Source organism: Aeromonas sp. S16(2024), from assembly GCF_041403065.1.
GTDB lineage: Bacteria > Pseudomonadota > Gammaproteobacteria > Enterobacterales > Aeromonadaceae > Aeromonas.
Map to the genome: position 1 here is coordinate 49,848 of NZ_JBGLQX010000005.1, position 17,070 is coordinate 66,917.

At 64.4% G+C, this 17,070-nt stretch carries 17 protein-coding genes; 13 read left to right on the plus strand and 4 right to left on the minus strand.

Translation table 11 applies throughout. The annotated features are described in order from the left end of the window. The first annotated feature begins 7 nt into the window (after window positions 1-7). From ACB030_RS05345 to ACB030_RS05380, 8 genes are all read left to right on the plus strand, one after another. On the plus strand, window positions 8-1,399 hold the full coding sequence (locus tag ACB030_RS05345) for an alkaline phosphatase (protein WP_371158544.1): 1,392 nt from the start codon (window positions 8-10) through the stop codon (window positions 1,397-1,399). Window positions 1,400-1,422: 23 nt separating this feature from the next. Further along, complete coding sequence (locus tag ACB030_RS05350; RefSeq protein WP_371158545.1) at window positions 1,423-2,790, plus strand: alkaline phosphatase; 1,368 nt, start codon at window positions 1,423-1,425, stop codon at window positions 2,788-2,790. Window positions 2,791-2,840: 50 nt separating this feature from the next. Beyond that, window positions 2,841-3,524 (plus strand): hypothetical protein, encoded by a 684-nt coding sequence (locus ACB030_RS05355; protein ID WP_371158546.1) that lies wholly within the window; start codon window positions 2,841-2,843, stop codon window positions 3,522-3,524. Between the two features lie 82 nt (window positions 3,525-3,606). Next, the gene (locus ACB030_RS05360; RefSeq protein ID WP_240453241.1) at window positions 3,607-4,341 is read left to right on the plus strand and encodes an ABC transporter substrate-binding protein; all 735 of its coding nucleotides are present in this window, start codon (window positions 3,607-3,609) and stop codon (window positions 4,339-4,341) included. 227 nt (window positions 4,342-4,568) lie between these two features. Beyond that, window positions 4,569-4,964 (plus strand): nucleoside diphosphate kinase regulator, encoded by a 396-nt coding sequence (rnk, locus tag ACB030_RS05365; protein WP_025327497.1) that lies wholly within the window; start codon window positions 4,569-4,571, stop codon window positions 4,962-4,964. A gap of 198 nt (window positions 4,965-5,162) precedes the next feature. After that, window positions 5,163-5,753: a transcriptional regulator UhpA gene (uhpA, locus tag ACB030_RS05370; protein ID WP_139437025.1), complete on the plus strand. Its 591-nt coding sequence runs from the start codon at window positions 5,163-5,165 to the stop codon at window positions 5,751-5,753. Continuing rightward, window positions 5,750-7,267 (plus strand): signal transduction histidine-protein kinase/phosphatase UhpB, encoded by a 1,518-nt coding sequence (uhpB, locus tag ACB030_RS05375; protein ID WP_371158547.1) that lies wholly within the window; start codon window positions 5,750-5,752, stop codon window positions 7,265-7,267. Before uhpA ends, uhpB begins: the two co-directional genes overlap by 4 nt. Window positions 7,268-7,294: 27 nt before the next feature. Beyond that, window positions 7,295-8,629, plus strand: coding sequence for an MFS transporter (locus ACB030_RS05380; RefSeq protein ID WP_371158548.1), 1,335 nt, complete (start codon window positions 7,295-7,297; stop codon window positions 8,627-8,629). 10 nt (window positions 8,630-8,639) lie between these two features. Here ACB030_RS05380 and ACB030_RS05385 read toward each other — a convergent pair whose 3' ends face one another. Next, window positions 8,640-9,767 (minus strand): GGDEF domain-containing protein, encoded by a 1,128-nt coding sequence (locus ACB030_RS05385; RefSeq protein WP_371158549.1) that lies wholly within the window; start codon window positions 9,765-9,767, stop codon window positions 8,640-8,642. A 463-nt stretch (window positions 9,768-10,230) separates the two neighbouring features. Between ACB030_RS05385 and ACB030_RS05390 the strand changes: the two genes are divergently transcribed. From ACB030_RS05390 to ACB030_RS05405, 4 genes are all read left to right on the plus strand, one after another. Then, entirely contained in the window at window positions 10,231-11,019 is a 789-nt protein-coding gene (locus ACB030_RS05390) for a transporter substrate-binding domain-containing protein (protein ID WP_162520050.1), read from the plus strand. A gap of 96 nt (window positions 11,020-11,115) precedes the next feature. Then, the gene (locus ACB030_RS05395; RefSeq protein ID WP_163135409.1) at window positions 11,116-12,075 is read left to right on the plus strand and encodes an amino acid ABC transporter permease; all 960 of its coding nucleotides are present in this window, start codon (window positions 11,116-11,118) and stop codon (window positions 12,073-12,075) included. Next, window positions 12,059-12,181 carry a hypothetical protein gene (locus ACB030_RS05400; protein ID WP_259334485.1) on the plus strand — a complete coding sequence of 41 codons (123 nt, stop codon included), beginning with the start codon at window positions 12,059-12,061 and terminating at the stop codon, window positions 12,179-12,181. Before ACB030_RS05395 ends, ACB030_RS05400 begins: the two co-directional genes overlap by 17 nt. Continuing rightward, window positions 12,165-12,908, plus strand: coding sequence for an amino acid ABC transporter ATP-binding protein (locus ACB030_RS05405; RefSeq protein ID WP_163135110.1), 744 nt, complete (start codon window positions 12,165-12,167; stop codon window positions 12,906-12,908). The genes ACB030_RS05400 and ACB030_RS05405 overlap by 17 nt, the downstream gene beginning before the upstream one ends. A gap of 106 nt (window positions 12,909-13,014) precedes the next feature. Here the strand turns inward: ACB030_RS05405 and ACB030_RS05410 are convergent, their stop codons facing one another. Next, complete coding sequence (locus ACB030_RS05410; protein ID WP_163135111.1) at window positions 13,015-13,377, minus strand: hypothetical protein; 363 nt, start codon at window positions 13,375-13,377, stop codon at window positions 13,015-13,017. A 257-nt stretch (window positions 13,378-13,634) separates the two neighbouring features. On the opposite strand from ACB030_RS05410, the gene ACB030_RS05415 reads away from it, so the two are divergent. Continuing rightward, complete coding sequence (locus ACB030_RS05415; protein WP_163135112.1) at window positions 13,635-14,474, plus strand: sterol desaturase family protein; 840 nt, start codon at window positions 13,635-13,637, stop codon at window positions 14,472-14,474. Between the two features lie 71 nt (window positions 14,475-14,545). Here ACB030_RS05415 and ACB030_RS05420 read toward each other — a convergent pair whose 3' ends face one another. Next, the gene (locus ACB030_RS05420) at window positions 14,546-15,946 is read right to left on the minus strand and encodes a basic amino acid/polyamine antiporter (protein WP_163135113.1); all 1,401 of its coding nucleotides are present in this window, start codon (window positions 15,944-15,946) and stop codon (window positions 14,546-14,548) included. A gap of 9 nt (window positions 15,947-15,955) precedes the next feature. Then, complete coding sequence (locus ACB030_RS05425) at window positions 15,956-16,858, minus strand: homocysteine S-methyltransferase family protein (RefSeq protein ID WP_163135114.1); 903 nt, start codon at window positions 16,856-16,858, stop codon at window positions 15,956-15,958. Window positions 16,859-17,070 lie beyond the last annotated feature (212 nt).

Genomic DNA, 17,070 nt, shown 5'->3' on the forward strand with positions numbered 1-17,070 from the left:
AACCCCAATGAGAAACATGGCAGGACTTGCAGTGATGATAGGCGCCACCCTGGTCGCCGGCTGCAACTCCAACAATGACAGCAGCACCCCGGAGCCCAGCGCCAAAAACGTCATCTTCTTCCTCGGCGACGGCATGGGCCTCAACACCCTGACCGCCGCCCGCATCTACGGCGTGGGGGAAGAGGGCAGCCTCACCATAGACACACTGCCGGAGACGGCCTTCATCAAGACCTTCTCCCACGACGCCCAGGTCACCGACTCGGCCCCCTCCATGGCGGCCTACATGACAGGGGTCAAGAGCAACAACGGCGTCATCAGCATGGACAGCGACGCCACCTATGAGAGCGACTGCAGCCAAAGCGCCGGCAAGCCGGTCACCACCCTGCTGGAGCTGGCCAAGGCCGACGGCCGCGGCACCGGCGTGGTCACCAGCACCCGGGTGACCCATGCCACCCCGGCCGCCACCTATGCCCACATCTGCAACCGGGATCTGGAAGCCGACATCGCCGCCCAGCTGGTGCCGGGCGGTGCCGGTTACAACGGCGCCCTGAAAGAGGGGCTGGACGTGGTGCTCGGTGGCGGCAGCAGCTTCTTCCTGCCCACCGCCGACAAGGGCAAGCGGGAGGATGGCCGCAACCTCATCAGCGAGATGCAGGCCAAGGGCTACCAGTTTGCCAGCAACCTGGACGAGCTGAACCAGGCCGAGACGGGCAAGCCGCTGCTGGGGCTGTTTGGCGCCAGCCACATGAAATATGACCTGGACAGGCCCGCCAGCGAGCCCTCCCTTGCCCAGATGACCCTGGCTGCCATCAAGCAGCTCAAGGACAAGGAGAAGGGTTACTTCCTGATGGTGGAAGGGGGCCGCATCGATCACGCCCTGCACGACACCAACGCCAAGCGCGCCCTGCAAGATACCCTCGCCTTCGACGACGCCATCAAGGCCACCATCGACGAGGTGAAGAAGACCGACCCCGAGCTGAAAAACACCCTGATAGTGGTCACCGCCGACCATGACCATACGCTGGTGCTGAACGGCTACGCCAAGCGCACCGGCAAGACCACGGCTGGCAACCCCGGGGTGCTCGGGCTGGTGAAGAACTACGAGACAGGCGAGCCGAGCAAGGACAGCGACGGCATGCCCTACACCATCATCGGCTTTGGCAACGGCTACAACCGGGTGGATGGCCCGCGCAGCAGCGTGGCACCGCTCGACGACGCCACCGTCTCGGCCGACGACTATCACCAGGAGGTGGTGGTCAAGGTGGGCGAGCTAGGCAACGAGACCCACGGCGGCACCGACGTCTTCCTCGGCGCCATAGGCCAGGGGGCTGACAGCTTCCACGGCTCACTCGATAACACCGCCGTCTTCGGCAAGGTCAAGGCTGCGGCCAAGCTGTGAGGGACTATAGGATGAAAATCATCATGAAAAAGACGCTGGTCTGCACCGCCCTGCTCGGCGCCCTGAGTGGGCTTTCCCAGGCTCAGGCAAGCGACGCCAAGAACGTGATCCTGTTTATCGGTGACGGCATGGGCCCCACCGTCCTCACCGCCACCCGCCTGTTCAAGGTGGGGGAAGAGGGGGATCTGGAGATCATGACGCTGCCCCAGAGCGCGCGCATCAAGACCTTCTCCAACGACGCCCAGACCACGGATTCGGCCCCCTCAATGGCGGCCTACACCACGGGCGTCAAGATGAACAACGAGGTGATCGCCATGAGCAGCGACACCCAGGCCGTGGCGCCGGCCAAGGACATCAACGGCAACAAGGGTGTCAACAACTGCGCCAGCGACAACGGCACGCCTGTGCCCACCATACTGGAGCTGGCCAAGGCGGCGGGTAAATCCGTCGGCGCCGTCACCACCACCGAGCTGACCCATGCCACCCCGGCGGCCACCTACTCCCACATCTGCCACCGGGATGCGGCCTACGCCATCGCCGAGCAAGCGGTGCCGGGCGGCGCCGGCTTCAACGCCGCGCTCGGGGACGGGGTCGACGTGCTGATGGGGGGCGGAGCCAATCACTGGACCCCCTACAGCGCCAGCAACAAGGGTGGCCGGGTCGATGGCCGGGATCTCACCGCCGAGCTGAGTGCCCAGGGCTATCAGTACGTCACCACCCAGAGCGATCTCGCCAAGATTGAGAGCGGCAAGGTGCTGGGTCTGTTCAGTGCCAAGTCCCACCTCGACTACGAGCTGGACCGCGTCGCCAAGGGGGCGGCCAATACCCAACCGTCCCTCTCCGAGATGACCGCCAAGGCGATCGATCTCTTGAGCCAGAACAGCCAGGGTTACTTCCTGATGGTGGAAGGGGGCCGCATCGATCACGCCCTGCACGCCACCAACGCCAAACGGTCGCTGACCGATGCGGTGGCGCTGGACGAGGCGGTCAAGACGGCGCTCGGCAAGGTGGACTTGACCGATACCCTGATAGTGGTCACCGCCGATCACGACCACACCATGACCATCAACGGCTACTCCGCCAAGGGCAACCCTGTGCTGGATCTGGTCAAGAATGGCGACGGCTCCACCCAGAACGACGTGGATGGCAAGCCCTTCACCACGCTGGTGTTCGGCAACGGCCCGAACCGCGCGGACCTGCGCCCCACCCTCACCAGCAACCAGGTGATGGGGGATGACTACCTGCAGGAGACCGGGGTCAAGCTGGGCTCAGAGACCCACGGCGGCGGCGATGTGATGCTGTTTGCCGGCGGGGCCGGCAGCGGCCGCTTCAAGGGCACCCTCGACAACACCCTGGTGTTCGGCAAGCTCAGGGAGGCGCTCGGCCTGTAAGAAAGAGGGCCCGGTGTCACGCCGGGCCCCCTTCTTTCGAGCGATCATCCATGATGCGATTGTTACTTCCGTTATGGCTCCTCGGCAGCACCCTCAGCTTCCCCCTGCTGGCCGACGAGGCGCCCGATCTGGCCGCCCGCATCCGCTATCAGGACAGGATCACCAGCAGCGACGGCATAGCCCGGGAGAACCACTGGCAGGAGAAATGGATCCGGGTCGGCAACCAGGTGTGGAGCCAGCGGCTCATCCCCCTGCCGCTCGCCCGCGCCTATCACGCCAGCCACGATGCCACTCCGGGCCACAAGCACTTCACCCACCAGATGGCGGCCCGCTGGGTCAGCCGCAGTGATGAGGGGGAGCTGCAACTGCGCTACGCCGACGCCTGGCACAACCAGCTGGTGGAGGTGCCGTCGGAGGAGTATGGCCAGGTCGCCTTCAAGCCCGACTGGGCGCGCCTTCGCCATCTCGTGGATCCGGCCCTGCTGCAGGGTATGACCGCCCTCGACGAGGCGGCTCCCGAGCAGGCCCGCTGGTACGAAAAACGCGAGGGCAAGCAACGCACTCGCATCCTTTGGTCGAGCCAATGGCAGTTGCCCCTGGTGGTGGAGTCCGCGAGCCTGGACGGCTATCGCAGCTACCGGATGGAGGTGACCCTCAAGCCCTTGCCAAGGCAGTTGCCCTGGCAGCAGCTCGATAGCTACCAGACCCTGGATCTGCGGGACTTCTTCGACTGACGGCCCGCTCCCCCCAATGGGTTGACTGACTTGGGGTTACGGGATGTTACACTCTGTGTACTCATCCCTGACCCGGTCTTCTATGCGTCTTCCCCTATTGCTTCTATTCTGCTGCGCCCTCCTCTTCCCAGGCCCAGGCGCCCACGCCGTGGTGGTCCTGGCCGCAGACGTTCCCCCTTATGTGATTCGCTCCCAACAGGGGGCCCCGAGCGGCATGGCAATCGAGGTGCTGGAGGAGGCTGCCCGCCGCCTTCGGGAGCCGCTTGAGATAGAGCTGATGCCGCTGGCCCGCGCCCTCAGCCAGACCCGCCATCGGGCGGACGTCCTGCTGCTGCCACCGGCCAGGAGTCCACAGCGCGAGCCCCTGTTCCTCTGGATTGCCCCCCTGCTGGAGGAGGCCTTCGTGCTGGTCAGCCACCGCCAGCACCACCCGGCTCCCCTCTCGGTCAAGGCGCTGTCCGGCCTGACCCTGGGGGCGATGCGCGGCTCTCATGGTCAGAGCCTGATCCAGCCCCTCAAGGGAGTGACCCGGGAGCTGGTCACCGAGGAGGTCAACAATGCCAGCAAGCTGGCGCTGGGCCGCATCCAGGGCTGGGCCGTGGCCTGGAACACGGCCCGCTACAACCAGCAACGGGCCGGCTTGCCCCTGGCGGATCTGGTGCGCGGCGACACCTTGCAAGAGAGCGCCCTCTACCTGGCCGCCAGCCCGCAGTTTCCTGCGGCCGAGGCGCTGCGCTGGCGCAAGGCGATTGAGGAGATGCGCGAGGATGGCAGCCTGGCGCGCATCCTGCGGCAGTACGATTACCAGGCGCCCTGACCCCCGGCCGGGCATTTGCCAAAGCCATTCAGAATGGTTATGGTATCCCCATGAAAGCGCTCATGATTTTTTCCAGTCTGCTCACACCCCGTTGAGCCCCCGCCCTCGCCCCTGACAGCGAGTCGCTCGGGGGCATCGCGCTTGCGATCTATTCTCACAATCCGAACCATTTTTCGACCAGCTTGTCCGTCATCCTGGTCCTTTCAGCCATTGATAAGGAATACCCCATGCAACAGCCACATCTCGTCATCTCCAATCTGGATCTGGATCGCATCGAGCAACTGCTCGGCAACCACCCGCAACACCTGGCCCTGCAGGAGGAGCTGAACCGCGCCGAGATCCGCGACCCCGCCGACATGCCGCCTGACGTGGTGACCATGAACAGCACTGTGCGCTTCAAGATGCAAAACAGCGGCAATGACTTCTGCCTGACCCTGGTCTACCCGAAGGACGTGCAGGGGGACGAGTCGAAGATCTCCGTGCTGGCGCCGGTCGGCAGCGCCCTGCTGGGCTTGAAGGTGGGTGACAGCATCGCCTGGCCCGGCCCGGCCGGGCGCACCATACAGGTGGAGATACTGGAAGTGGTCTATCAGCCGGAGCGGGCGGGCGAGCTGCACCGCTGACAGGGCCGGGCACGCTCTGCCGCCCCGGTGAGCAGAGCGTGCCTCTCCTTATATTGCCGCCCTGGATCACGCACTCAGGTGAAGCACCCATAGCCGCGTCTCCTGCGCAGGGGCTCTCCTCCCCCTTGAGCCAGGGGGCGAGCGGGAGTATCTTGTTGGCCGCGCCAGCGCCCTGGCCGCAGATCTCAGGCTGACACCATGATAAAAATTGCCCTCATCGACGATCACCAGATAGTCCGCTCCGGCTTTGCCCAGTTGCTCAATCTCGAACCCGATCTGCGGGTCGTCGCCGAATTTGGCAGCGCCGCCGACGCCCTCGCCGGCTTGCCGGGCAGCGGTGTACAGCTGTGCGTGTGCGACATCTCAATGCCGGATCAATCCGGTCTGGATCTGCTCAGGCAACTGCCCGCCGGCCTCGCCGTGGTGATGCTGTCGGTGCACGACAGCCCGGCCCTCATCGAGCAGGCTCTGCAGGCCGGCGCCAAGGGGTTTCTCTCCAAGCGCTGCAGCCCGGAGGAGCTGATCGCCGCGGTGCGCACCGCCGCCCAGGGTGGCTGCTACCTGACCCCTGACATAGCCCACAAGCTCGCCAGCAGCCACAGAGATCCCCTCACCAACAGGGAGCGGGAGGTGGCGCAGCTGCTGGCCGGCGGCATGGAGGTGAAGGCCATCGCCGAGCGCCTCGGCCTCTCCCCCAAGACGGTGCACGTGCACCGCGCCAACCTGATGGACAAGCTCAACGTCAACAACAACGTGGAGCTGGCCCACCGCATGCTGGACAGCTGGTGATCTCCCGCCTTGCCAGCTATGTCGCCATCTCGCTGGCGGCCTGCTTCATCTTCGCCGCCGGCTGGTTCTGCCTCTGGAGCATCGGCCTGCATCTGGTGGAGAGCCCGGTGCTGGCGGTGTTGCTGTTCCCCTTCGGGCTGCGGCTCGGCCTGTTGCTGCAGAGCCCCCTCCCCTACTGGCCGCCCCTGCTGCTCTGTGAAGCCCTGCTGCTCCACTGGCTCGATCGGGAGGTGGGCATGCCCCTGTGGCCCCTCATCCTGGCTGGCAGCCTGCTCACCCTGCTGCCGCTGCTCATCGCCCGCCGCCAACGGGTGCGAGACGACTGGCAGCAACTGCTGGTGCTGCTCGCCACCGTCACTGTGGCGGCGGCCCTGCAATCCCTGCTCTGGCATCTGGCCGGGGAAGATGGCCTCACCGCCCTGCTGCTCACCCTGACCGGCGGCCTGACCCTCACCTCTACCTGCATGCTGATCTGGCACTATCTGACCCGCGCCACCTGGGTGCCGCTCGGCCCTGCGCTGGTGGATCAGCCGGTGGACTGGCGCTTTCGCCATCTGGTCTGGTATCTACTGCTGTTCGTGCTGAGCCTGGGGCTGCAGCTCGGCCTGCCGGACTCTTTGGTGCGCTTCACCCCCTTTTGCCTCGCCATTCCCATCATGGCCATGGCCTGGCGCTACGGCTGGCAGGGGGCCCTGCTCGCCACCCTGATGAATACGGTGGCTCTGATGGCGGGCCAGGCCTGGCACGAACATCCCCTGGATCTGCTGCTCTCCCTGCTGGCCCAGAGCCTGACCGGCCTGCTGCTGGGCGCCGGCATACAGCGCCAGCGCGAGCTCAACCAGGCGCTGACCCGCCAGCTCGCCCACAACCGCCAGCTCACCGAGCGGCTGCTGGAGACAGAGGAGAGCATCCGCAAGGAGGTGGCCCGGGAGCTGCACGACGACATAGGCCAGACCATCACCGCCATCCGCACCCAGGCGGGCATAGTGCGCCGCCTCGCGCCGGACAACACCCATGTCGGCCAGAGCAGCGCCCTTATCGAGACCCTGTCGCTCGGGATCTACGATGCGGTGCGCGGCCTGCTCGGTCGCCTGCGCCCGCGCCAGCTCGACGACATGAGCCTGGAGCAGGCGGTGCGCGGCCTGCTGCGGGAGCTGGAGCTGGAGCGGCGCGGCATCGTCACCCGGCTGGAGTGGGGGCTCGCGGATGAGGCGCTCTCGGACGCCCAGCGAGTCACCCTGTTTAGGGTCTGTCAGGAGGGGCTCAACAACGTGGTCAAACACGCCAATGCCAGCGCTGTCACCATACTGGCCCGCCAGCAGGCCGATCGGGTGCTGCTGCAACTGGACGACGACGGCTGCGGCCTGCCCGAGCAGACGCCCCAGGGCTATGGCCTGCTCGGCATTCGCGAGCGGGTGCAGGCGCTGGGGGGCACGCTGCGGCTCTCCTGTGCCCAGGGGACTCAGCTGACTGTCAACCTCCCCAGCCGCAAACGGGAGGAGTCCCATGACTGATCCAGGATCCAGAAGGCAGATCGCCCCATGCTGAGCTTTATGAAGAGCCGCCAGCTGGCGCCACCGATGCGGGATAAAGAGGAGATAGACGCCAGCTATCGCCATTGGCGCCTCCACATACTGCTGACCATGTACCTGGGCTATGCGGTCTTCTACTTCACCCGCAAGAGCTTCAACTTCGCCATGCCGGACATGCTGGCGAGCGGCATCCTGGACAAGGCCGACATCGGCATGATGTGGACCCTCTTCTACCTCACCTATGGCTGCTCCAAGTTCGTCTCCGGCATCATCAGCGACAGAGCCAACCCCCGTTACTTCATGGGGCTGGGGCTGATGGCGACCGGGGTCATCAACATACTGTTCGGCCTCTCGTCGGCGCTCTGGATGTTTGTGGCACTCTGGATTGCCAACGCCTTCTTCCAGGGCTGGGGCTGGCCCCCCTGCTCCAAGCTGCTCACCAGCTGGTACTCGAGGACCGAGCGCGGCTTCTGGTGGTCGGCCTGGAACACGGCCCACAACGTGGGCGGGGCCCTGATCCCGCTTATCGTCAGCACCATAGCCCTGCAGCACGGCTGGCGCTACGGCATGATAGTGCCCGGCCTCATCGCCATACTGGCCGGGTTGCTGCTGTGCTGGCGACTGCGGGACACCCCGAGCACCCTGGGGCTGCCCACGGTCGGGCAGTGGCGCCAGGACGCCCTGGAGATGGCCCAGCAGACCCAGGATGTCGGCCTGGACCCGCGCCAGATCCTGCGTAAATACGTGCTCGGCAACCCCTACATCTGGCTGCTCGCCTGCTGCTACGTGCTGGTCTACGTGGTGCGCACCGCCATCAACGACTGGGGCAACCTCTACATGACGGAGCAGCGCGGCTTCAACCTGATGAGCGCCAACTCGGCCATCTCGATGTTCGAGGTGGGGGGCTTTATCGGCGCCCTGGTGGCGGGCTGGGGCTCGGACAAGCTGTTCAACGGCAACCGTGGCCCGATGAACCTCATCTTCGCCATGGGGATACTGCTCTCTGTGGGGTCACTCTGGCTGATGCCCTTCTTCAGCTACGTGATGCAGGCGGCCTGCTTCTTCACCATCGGCTTCTTCGTGTTCGGCCCCCAGATGCTGATCGGCATGGCGGCGGCGGAGTGCTCCCACAAGGATTGCGCCGGGGCCGCCACCGGCTTCGTCGGGCTCTTTGCCTACATGGGGGCGGCGCTGTCGGGGTATCCGCTGGCCAAGGTGATGGAGATCTGGCACTGGAACGGCTTCTTCGTGGTCATCTCGGTGGCGGCCGGGGTCTCGGCCCTGCTGCTGCTCCCCTTCCTCAAGGCCCAGGCGCCGCGGCCCCTCGCAGCCGAACCGGGCTGACCATCACGGCTCAGGCCGGCAGGCAGACCCGGTTCTTGCCGCTGCGCTTGGCCTGATAGAGGGCACGATCCGCCTGCCCGAACAGGGTATCGAGATGCCAGCCCCTGGCGTAAGGCACCAACCCCAGGCTGGCGGTGACCTGGATGCCGTCCAGGGGCAGCGTCGCTATGCCCTGACGGATCTGCTCGCAACGGGCCTGCTGAGCCAGGGCATCCCCCTCGGGCAGCAGCAGCACAAACTCCTCGCCGCCGAAGCGGCTGGCCACCAGATCCCCCTGACCGGCCAGATAGGCGCCTACCGCTGCCAGTACCCTGTCCCCCGCCTCGTGACCGTGGCGATCGTTGATCTGCTTGAAGTCATCGAGATCCAGCACCACCAGCGCCCCCTGTTTGGGCGCAGTCGCACAGCGCTCCATAAAGCCACGCCGGTTGAGCAGGCCCGTCAAAGGATCCTGGCTCGCCTGCCGACGCAGGGCCAGGGCCCGGTACTGGGTACAGAGCAGCAGCACCCCGAAGGTGGAGAGGTAGTTGCCCATCAGCATGGAGAGGAAGGGCAACACATTGACCACGTGCGGATCCATCAGCACCCGCACCTCGCCACTGAGCAGGGCCCCCATGCGCACCAGGTTGAAGCCGTAGAGCAATATGTTGACCACGGTAAACACCAGCACGGCCGGCAGGTAGGCCGGATAGCCATGCCGCCAGATGAGCAGCACCACCACGGCCCCCAGCACCATGTAGCTCAGGCAGGCCAGCAGCACCCGGGGGGCCATCTCGTCGTTGAACAGCACGCTCCAGCAGAGGATCAGCAGGTAGACCAGCATGAAGAGCGCAAAGGCCCGCCAGTTCGGCGGCTCGCCGAAGAAGCGCTGCAGCGCCAGCGGCATCAGCGCTATGCAGAGGGTGATGAGCAGGTTGGCCAGCCAGATCCCCGCGATGTGGGGGGCGAACGCCTGCATAAAGAACAGCGACTGGGCCGCCAGGGCACAGAGGCTGGACCACCACCAGAGCCCGAGGCCGGGGATCTCCCTGTGGGTTGACCAGATGATGGAGAGGGTGATGAATCCCAGGCAGTAGCCCCCGAGGGCCATGAGCATCAGCGTGAAAACATCCAGATTGAGCAGAATTGAGGTGTCCATTCCCGAGCCTTCCATTGGGGATGGCTGAGTATATGGGAAGCCCATGACAAGACACAGAGGGAGCCTTCTGGCGCGATGAAATATTTTCCGGCTCCCCAGCTGACCCGATGCCTGGCACTCAAGGTTCGTTCGGACCCAGATTTCCCACCGACCACACAGCAAAATGCCTGCCAACTATTTTTGCACTTGAACCCGCGCCATTAGATAGATATGTTGTTTTCATGTGGTTTTATGAGCCGTGCCGCGAGGAAAAAGCGCCACTAACCTATTGAGTCGTCTGACACAATCGGATTTTGGTACATTTTTCACTCAATGAATGGGGAGTAGAATCTCATATGGGGCTTTTGCCTCAATCAAGACAATAATCCTGTCTTGCCTGCTGCCGGATGCAGCAGTCTCTTGTGCCATGGAGTCGCACGGAGCAGGTTCAAGGCCGAACACACTTTCGACAGAGACGTCACTTATGATCAAAAAACTCATTCTCTCTACCCTGCTGCTGTGCGGGCTCGCCAATGCGGCCCCCAGCTCCACCCTGGACGCCGTGCTGGAGCGCGGTGTGCTGCGGGTCGGCTTCGACGCCGGCTATCAACCCTTCGAGATGACCAACAAGCAGGGCCAGTACATCGGCTTCGACGTGGATCTGGCCAAGATGGTCGCCAAGGAGATGGGCGTGAAGGTGGAGTTCGTCAACACCGCCTGGGACGGCATCATCCCGGCCCTGCTGACCGACAAGTTCGACGTCATCATGGGCGGCATGACGGTCACCCCCCAGCGCAACCTGCGCGTCAACTTCGCCGACCCCTACATAGTCGTGGGCCAGACCATAGTGCTGCGCAAGGACAAGGCGGGGGAGATCAAGTCCTTCAGCGATCTGAACGATCCCAAGTACAAGATCGCGGTCAAGCTCGGCACCACAGGCGAGCAGGCGGTCAAGCGCCTGATCCCCAAGGCCACCCTGTTGCAGTTTGAAACCCAGGACGACGCCAAGCTGGAAGTGATCAACGGCAAGGTGGATGCCTTCGTCTACGACCTGCCCTATAACGCCATCTTCGCCTCCCAGAACACCGGCGCCGTGGTGCACCTGGACAAACCCTTCACCTTCGAGCCGCTGGCCTGGGCCATCCGCAAGGGGGATCAGGACACCCTCAACTGGTTCAACAACTACCTGCGCCAGATCAAGGGCGACGGCAGCTATGACCGTCTCTACAAGAAGTGGTTTGAATCCAACGCCTGGCTCAACCAGCTCAAATAACCTCTCAAGGGGCGGTTCGCCGCCCCTTCACGCAGACCCCACACAATAACGACAAGAGAGGTTGTGACAGTGATCAACCCCAAAATCACAAGACAGATGGAAAAACAGCCCAACCTGCTGCTCTGGCACGGGGTTTTCCTGCTGATGCTGCTGGCCGCCATCTTTGGCATCTACAAGGCCGTGCAGGCGGTGGATTACACCTGGCGCTGGGAACGCATTCCCCAGTACATCGCCTACCAGGCCGAACAGAAACAGTACGCAGAATTTGACGGCACAGTGGTGGCTGGCACCACCGCCGCAGAGAAGGGCCAGCTCTTCCTGCAAGACGATCTCGACCCCAACCGCCGCCAGGCCATCGCGAGCACAGGCGCCCAGGTTGCCGAAGGGGATACCGTCTTCCAGGGCGACACCCTGGACACCCAACTGAGCTGGACCGCCGGCCCCATCGCCTGGGGCGTCTGGGTCACGGTCAAGCTTTCCCTGGTCGCGGGCGTCTTCGCCATACTGCTGGGCACCCTGGCCGGCCTCGCCCGCCTCTCCCCCAATCCCGCCCTGCGCAACCTGGCTGTCACCTATGTGGAGCTCATTCGCGGCACTCCGCTGCTGGTGCAGATCTTCATCGTCTACTTCTTTATCGGCACAGTGCTCAACCTCGACAGATTCACCGCTGGGGTAGCGGCGCTGGCCGTCTTCACCGGCGCCTATGTGGCCGAAATCGTGCGCGCCGGCATCAGCTCCATCCACAAGGGGCAGATGGAGGCGGGCCGCAGCCTGGGGCTCACCTCGGCCCAGACCATGCGCTACGTCATCCTGCCCCAGGCGTTCAAGCGGGTCTTGCCCCCCCTGGCGGGCCAGTTCATCAACCTCATCAAGGACTCCTCCCTGGTCTCGGTCATCTCCATCACGGATCTCACCAAGGCCGGGCGCGAGGTGGTCAGCTCCACCTTCAGCCCGTTCGAGGTGTGGTTCACCGTGGCCCTGCTCTACCTGGTGCTCACCGGCACTCTCTCCTTCCTGGTGCGTCGTCTGGAGGTGAAATATGCGCGCAGCAACTGATCCCATTATCAAGGCTCAACAGGAGTCGAGAAGTGCAGCCATCACCGGCACGCCCCGCGCCTTCCCGGTGCGTCGTCTGGAGGTGAAATATGCGCACAGCAACTGATCCCATTATCAAGGCTAGTGGCGTGGAAAAATTCTACGGCACCGAGGTGCACGCCCTCAAGAACGTCAGTACCCAGGTGGCCGAAGGGGAAGTGGTGGTGATAGTGGGGCCGAGCGGCTCTGGCAAATCCACCTTCCTGCGCACCCTCAACCAGCTCGAGACCATCAACGATGGCCATATCGAGGTGGATGGCATCAGCCTGACCGAGCCGGGCGACGTCAACAAGCTGAGGGAAGAGGTGGGCATGGTGTTCCAGTCCTTCAACCTCTTCCCCCACCTGAACGTGCTGGACAACATCAGCCTCGCCCCCCAGAAGGTGCGGGGGTTGTCCCGCAAGGATGCCGAGGAGCGGGCCAAGGCCCTGCTGCTGAAAGTGGGGCTGTCGAACAAGGCCCAGAGCTACCCGTCCCAGCTCTCCGGCGGCCAGCAGCAGCGGGTGGCCATAGCCCGGGCGCTCGCCATGCAGCCTCGCATCATGCTGTTTGACGAGCCAACCAGCGCGCTGGACCCCGAGATGGTGGGTGAGGTGCTGGACGTCATGAAGGGCCTGGCCCGGGAAGGCATGACCATGGTGGTGGTGACCCACGAGATGGGCTTTGCCCGGGAAGTGGCGGACAGGGTGCTCTTCATGGAGAGCGGCGAGCTGCTGGTGGATGAGAAGCCCACCGACTTCTTCGACAACCCTCCCTCACCGCGCCTGCGCCAGTTCCTGAGTCAGGTGTTGTGACCGCAAGCGCCTGCGCCAGTGACTGCGTCAGGTGCTGCAAGGGAAAGAGATACAACAGAGGGAGCCCTGGGCTCCCTCTGTTGTTGAGGCCGATCGGAAGCCCCCCTCAGAAGCGATAACCGGCCATCAGCCCGGCGTAGTGTTGTTCGGGCAGCACTAGGGGGGCCAGGATCCAGCGATCGGTGGCAAAGGCGCCAAGCGCCGCTCCCAGCGCATTGACGCCCGCGTCCAGGGCAGAGAAGTCGCCGTTTCTCGACGCCAGCTCCCCCACCACCCCGATCCCGGTGGAGATCCCGAACCCTATCCAGCCTCTGTGATCCCGATAGCCGTAGTGATCGGCCACTGCCGTGAAGCCCGCCCCCATGGCCGCGCCCCCCGCGAAATGACTCAGCTCGCTGTTGAAGCTGTCATTGGCCTGCGCACTCGCGCTCAGCAGGCCGAACATGACACACAGATGAACCGCTCTCACTCTACCCTCCACTGGCGACACCCTGCCGCCCCTGGCAACCTCGTTCTCCCAGTGTATGCGAGGCCCCGCCGGACGACGGGTGCCGCCCAGAGCTGACTCATCCAGGGCTTATCGCCAGCGGCCAGGCTTTGTCAGCAAAAACAAGCCATTGAACCTCGGTCCCGGTTGCGGCAGGCACACCTGGGTCATCAAATGTTAATGAATTTTTAAATTCATTCGGTATGCTGGAACCCAACTGGTCCAACCGGATGCCTCACATGGATGTGCAACTGCTGCTGCTCTACCTCTCCCCCCTCTTTCTGGCCTTCGTCGGCTGGGAGATGCTCTATCTGCGCAAACACGGGGCAGCCTTTCCCACCGCCAGCTACCAGTGGCGGGACCTGTTCGCCAACGCCGCCCTGGCCCTGATGCACCAGGGGGGCGATGCCCTGGCGGCCATCGCCATCGCCTACCTCTATGAGGGTCTTTGGGGCTGGCGACTGTTCGATATCGAGCTGAACCTCTGGAGTCTCTTGCTGCTGTTCCTGCTGCAGGATCTCTGCTACTGGCTGTTCCACTTTGCCAGCCACCATGTGCGCTGGCTCTGGGCCTCCCACGTGGTGCACCACAGCTCGGAGCGGCTCAACCTCTCCACCGCCTTTCGCCAGAGCCTGATGTACCCTGTCTCCGGCATGTGGCTGTTTTGGATCCCCATGATCCTCATCGGCTTCCCCCCCGAGGCCGTGGTCGCCACAGTGCTGCTGAGCCTGGGCTTTCAGTTCTTCGTTCACACCCAGGTGGTGGGCAAGCTGGGCTGGCTGGAGCGGGTCTTCAACACCCCCTCCCACCACAGGGTGCACCACGCCAGCAACCCCAAGTACATAGACCGCAACTTCGCCGGGGTGCTGATCATCTGGGATCGGCTGTTTGGCACCTTCGTGGAGGAAGACTTGGGCGAGCCCTGCCGCTTCGGTATCACCAAGCCCGTCCACAGCTTCAATCCCCTCACCCTCACCTTCCACGAGTGGCGCGACATGCTGCACGACGCCCGTGGCCTGCCCTGGTCAGAGAAGCTCAAGGTGCTGTTTGGCAAGCCGGCGGGCCCGGGGGGCGCCTGAGTTGCGCGCCACCCGCCACCAAAAAAGAGAGCGCCACCAGGGCGCTCTCTTGCATTGGGTCACCACCTCACTCAGACATGGGCAAAGGACCAGATGGCGGGCACCAGGCTCACCAGGGTGATCCCGGCCAGCAGCCGCTCGCGCAGGCTGAGTCGCTGATCCGCCCCCAGCTGGCGGCGGCTGTAGAGAAACAGCAGCAGACCCGGCCCGTAGAGCAAAAGCGACAGCAGCAGATACTCCACCCCAGCGGCATAGAGCAGCCAGAAACCATAACCACTCGACACCAGGGCCACCGCCCGCACCAGGCCATTGCCCTGCCCGCTTAAGGAGAGCTTGAGCAGGAAGAGGCCGATCAGCAGGTAGGGCACCAGTATCATGGAGGTGGAGATGAGCAGCAGGTTGGTGTACCCCTTGCCGAGCAGCCAAACCAGCAGCAGGCAGCCCTGCACCGTCAGGCTGGTGAGCCAGAGCGAGGCTATGGGGGTGCCGTTGCGGTTCTGACGCCGGAAGATGGCCGGGAAGGCGCCGTGGCGCGCCGCGCTGAAGGGCACCTCGGCCGAGAACAGGGTCCAGCTCACGTAGGAGGCGAGCACGGAGACGATGAGGCCGACGCTTATCAGCACCTTGCCCCAGGAGCCCGTCATCTGGGTCATCAGCCCCGCCATGGAGGGGTTGGGCAGGGCCGCGAGCTCGGGGCGACTCAAGATCCCCAGCGCCAGCACAGAGATGAGCACATAGAGCAGCAGTGCCAGCACCACGCCGAGCACTGTGGCCGTGCCCACATCCCGCTTGTTTCTCGCCCGGGCCGAGAGCACGGCCGCCCCCTCTATGCCGGTGAAGACCCAGAGGGTGATGAGCATGGTGTTGCGCACCTGCTCGGAAACCGGCACCGCCAGTGTGCTGCCCTGCTGATCCGCCGCGAAGGTGACAGGATCGAACCAGTAGCAGGCGAACAGGATGAACAGCAGCAGTGGCAGGCTCTTGGCCAGGGTCGCCACCAGGTTGAACAGGGCCGCCTGTTGCACGCCGCGGGCCACCAGCAGGTGCACAGCCCAGAGGATGCAGGACTCGCCGATAAAGGCCGCCAGCGTATTACCGTCACCAAACCAGATCTGTTCGGGGGTATCGACAAAGCTGCCCAGCGCCGCGAAGGCGATCACCAGATAGCCCACCACGCCTATGGTGGCGCAGAGCCAATAGCCCCAGGCGGAGAAGAAGCCCACCAGATCCCCAAAACCGGCGCGGGCGTAGCTGTAGATGCCGCCGTCGAGATCGGGCCTTAGCCGCGACAAGTAGAGGAAGCTCGCGGCGAGCGCCAGAATGCCCACCCCGGTCACGCCCCAGCCAATCAGCACGGCGCGGGCCCCGGCCACCTCGGCCATGTTCTGGGGCAGGCTGAAGATCCCCGCCCCCACCATGGAGCTGAACACCAGGGCGGTGAGGGACCATAGGCCTATCTTGCTCTCTTTCATGGGCTCTCCTTAGCGCAGCTGGCTGCTCAGGGCCTGGATGTGCTCCGGGCCTATGCCGCAGCAGCCGCCGATGAGGGAGGCCCCGGCACCGCGCCAGCGCTCGGCCCAGCCGAGGTAATCCTGCGGCCCCAGATCGGCGCGGATCTCGTCCAGCCCGTCGTTGGCGGTGGCCTCCTTGGGCTGGGGCGGGAAGGCGTTGGCATAGGCGCCGAGGCGAATGTCGGTGCGACCCAGGGCCTGCAAGCGGGCGCTCGCCACCTTGAGCGCCCCTTCGATCACCTCGGGCTGGCAGCAATTGAACAGGATGGCGCTCACCCCGGCCGATGCCAGTGCAGTGACGGCATCGGCCACCCGCTCACCGGAGCGCAGTCTGGGTTCGCTCCCCGGTGCCTCGTCCTCCAGGGTGAAGGAGACCCAGAACGGCTTGCCATCGCCTGGCAGCAGCGCCTTGAGGGCCAGCGGCTCGGCAATCAGGCTCATGGTCTCGGCCAGCCAGATATCCACATGAGGTGAGAGGCCCCGGATAAGCGGGGTCGCCAGCTCGCTCACCCTGTCCGCCTCGAACAGGTCGGCACGGTAGGAGCCAAACAGCGGTGGCAATGAACCGGCCACCTGCACGGCACCAGCCTGCCCGTCGGCCACGTCGCGGGCCAGCTGCCCGGCCAGGGCCGCAAGCCGCTCACCATCCGCGGCGAAGCGCTCGTCACCGATATGAAACGGCACCAGGGCATAGCTGTTGGTGGTAATGACTCTGGCCCCGCTCGCCACATAGGCCTGATGCACCTCGCGCACCGTCTCTGGCGCCTCCATCAGGGCCAGGGCCGACCACTCCGGCTGGCGAAACGGTGCGCCCCGCCGTGCCAGCTCACGCCCCATGCCGCCATCCAGTACCCACAAATCCTTTGTATCCATCTCTGTCTCTCTGCGTGTCCCCGTCATGACGGGTGTTTATTGTGTGAAAAAACATTAAGCCATCAAAACATCTAGACGGCTATAAGTCTTGTGCATCATGGCGCAAAGCAGAGGGAGAGGCAATCGGGAACTAGGAACAAATCTGAGCAAGCTCAGGATGATAGCGGCAAAAGGAGGCGCCGCATCTCTGCCACCCAGGGCCCGAGTCCACA

Bases quoted from the DNA above. Each gene is read 5' to 3' on its own strand.
- ACB030_RS05380 (WP_371158548.1), top strand. From the start codon at position 7,295: ATGCTGAGCTTTATGAAGAGCCGCCAGCTGGCGCCACCGATGCGGGAT.
- ACB030_RS05395 (WP_163135409.1), top strand. From the start codon at position 11,116: ATGGAAAAACAGCCCAACCTGCTGCTCTGGCACGGGGTTTTCCTGCTG.
- uhpA (WP_139437025.1), top strand. From the start codon at position 5,163: ATGATAAAAATTGCCCTCATCGACGATCACCAGATAGTCCGCTCCGGC.
- ACB030_RS05345 (WP_371158544.1), top strand. From the start codon at position 8: ATGAGAAACATGGCAGGACTTGCAGTGATGATAGGCGCCACCCTGGTC.
- ACB030_RS05350 (WP_371158545.1), top strand. From the start codon at position 1,423: ATGAAAAAGACGCTGGTCTGCACCGCCCTGCTCGGCGCCCTGAGTGGG.
- ACB030_RS05425 (WP_163135114.1), bottom strand. From the start codon at position 16,858: ATGGATACAAAGGATTTGTGGGTACTGGATGGCGGCATGGGGCGTGAG.
- ACB030_RS05390 (WP_162520050.1), top strand. From the start codon at position 10,231: ATGATCAAAAAACTCATTCTCTCTACCCTGCTGCTGTGCGGGCTCGCC.
- ACB030_RS05355 (WP_371158546.1), top strand. From the start codon at position 2,841: ATGATGCGATTGTTACTTCCGTTATGGCTCCTCGGCAGCACCCTCAGC.
- ACB030_RS05385 (WP_371158549.1), bottom strand. From the start codon at position 9,767: ATGGACACCTCAATTCTGCTCAATCTGGATGTTTTCACGCTGATGCTC.
- ACB030_RS05415 (WP_163135112.1), top strand. From the start codon at position 13,635: ATGGATGTGCAACTGCTGCTGCTCTACCTCTCCCCCCTCTTTCTGGCC.
- rnk (WP_025327497.1), top strand. From the start codon at position 4,569: ATGCAACAGCCACATCTCGTCATCTCCAATCTGGATCTGGATCGCATC.
- ACB030_RS05400 (WP_259334485.1), top strand. From the start codon at position 12,059: ATGCGCGCAGCAACTGATCCCATTATCAAGGCTCAACAGGAGTCGAGA.
- ACB030_RS05360 (WP_240453241.1), top strand. From the start codon at position 3,607: ATGCGTCTTCCCCTATTGCTTCTATTCTGCTGCGCCCTCCTCTTCCCA.
- ACB030_RS05405 (WP_163135110.1), top strand. From the start codon at position 12,165: ATGCGCACAGCAACTGATCCCATTATCAAGGCTAGTGGCGTGGAAAAA.
- ACB030_RS05420 (WP_163135113.1), bottom strand. From the start codon at position 15,946: ATGAAAGAGAGCAAGATAGGCCTATGGTCCCTCACCGCCCTGGTGTTC.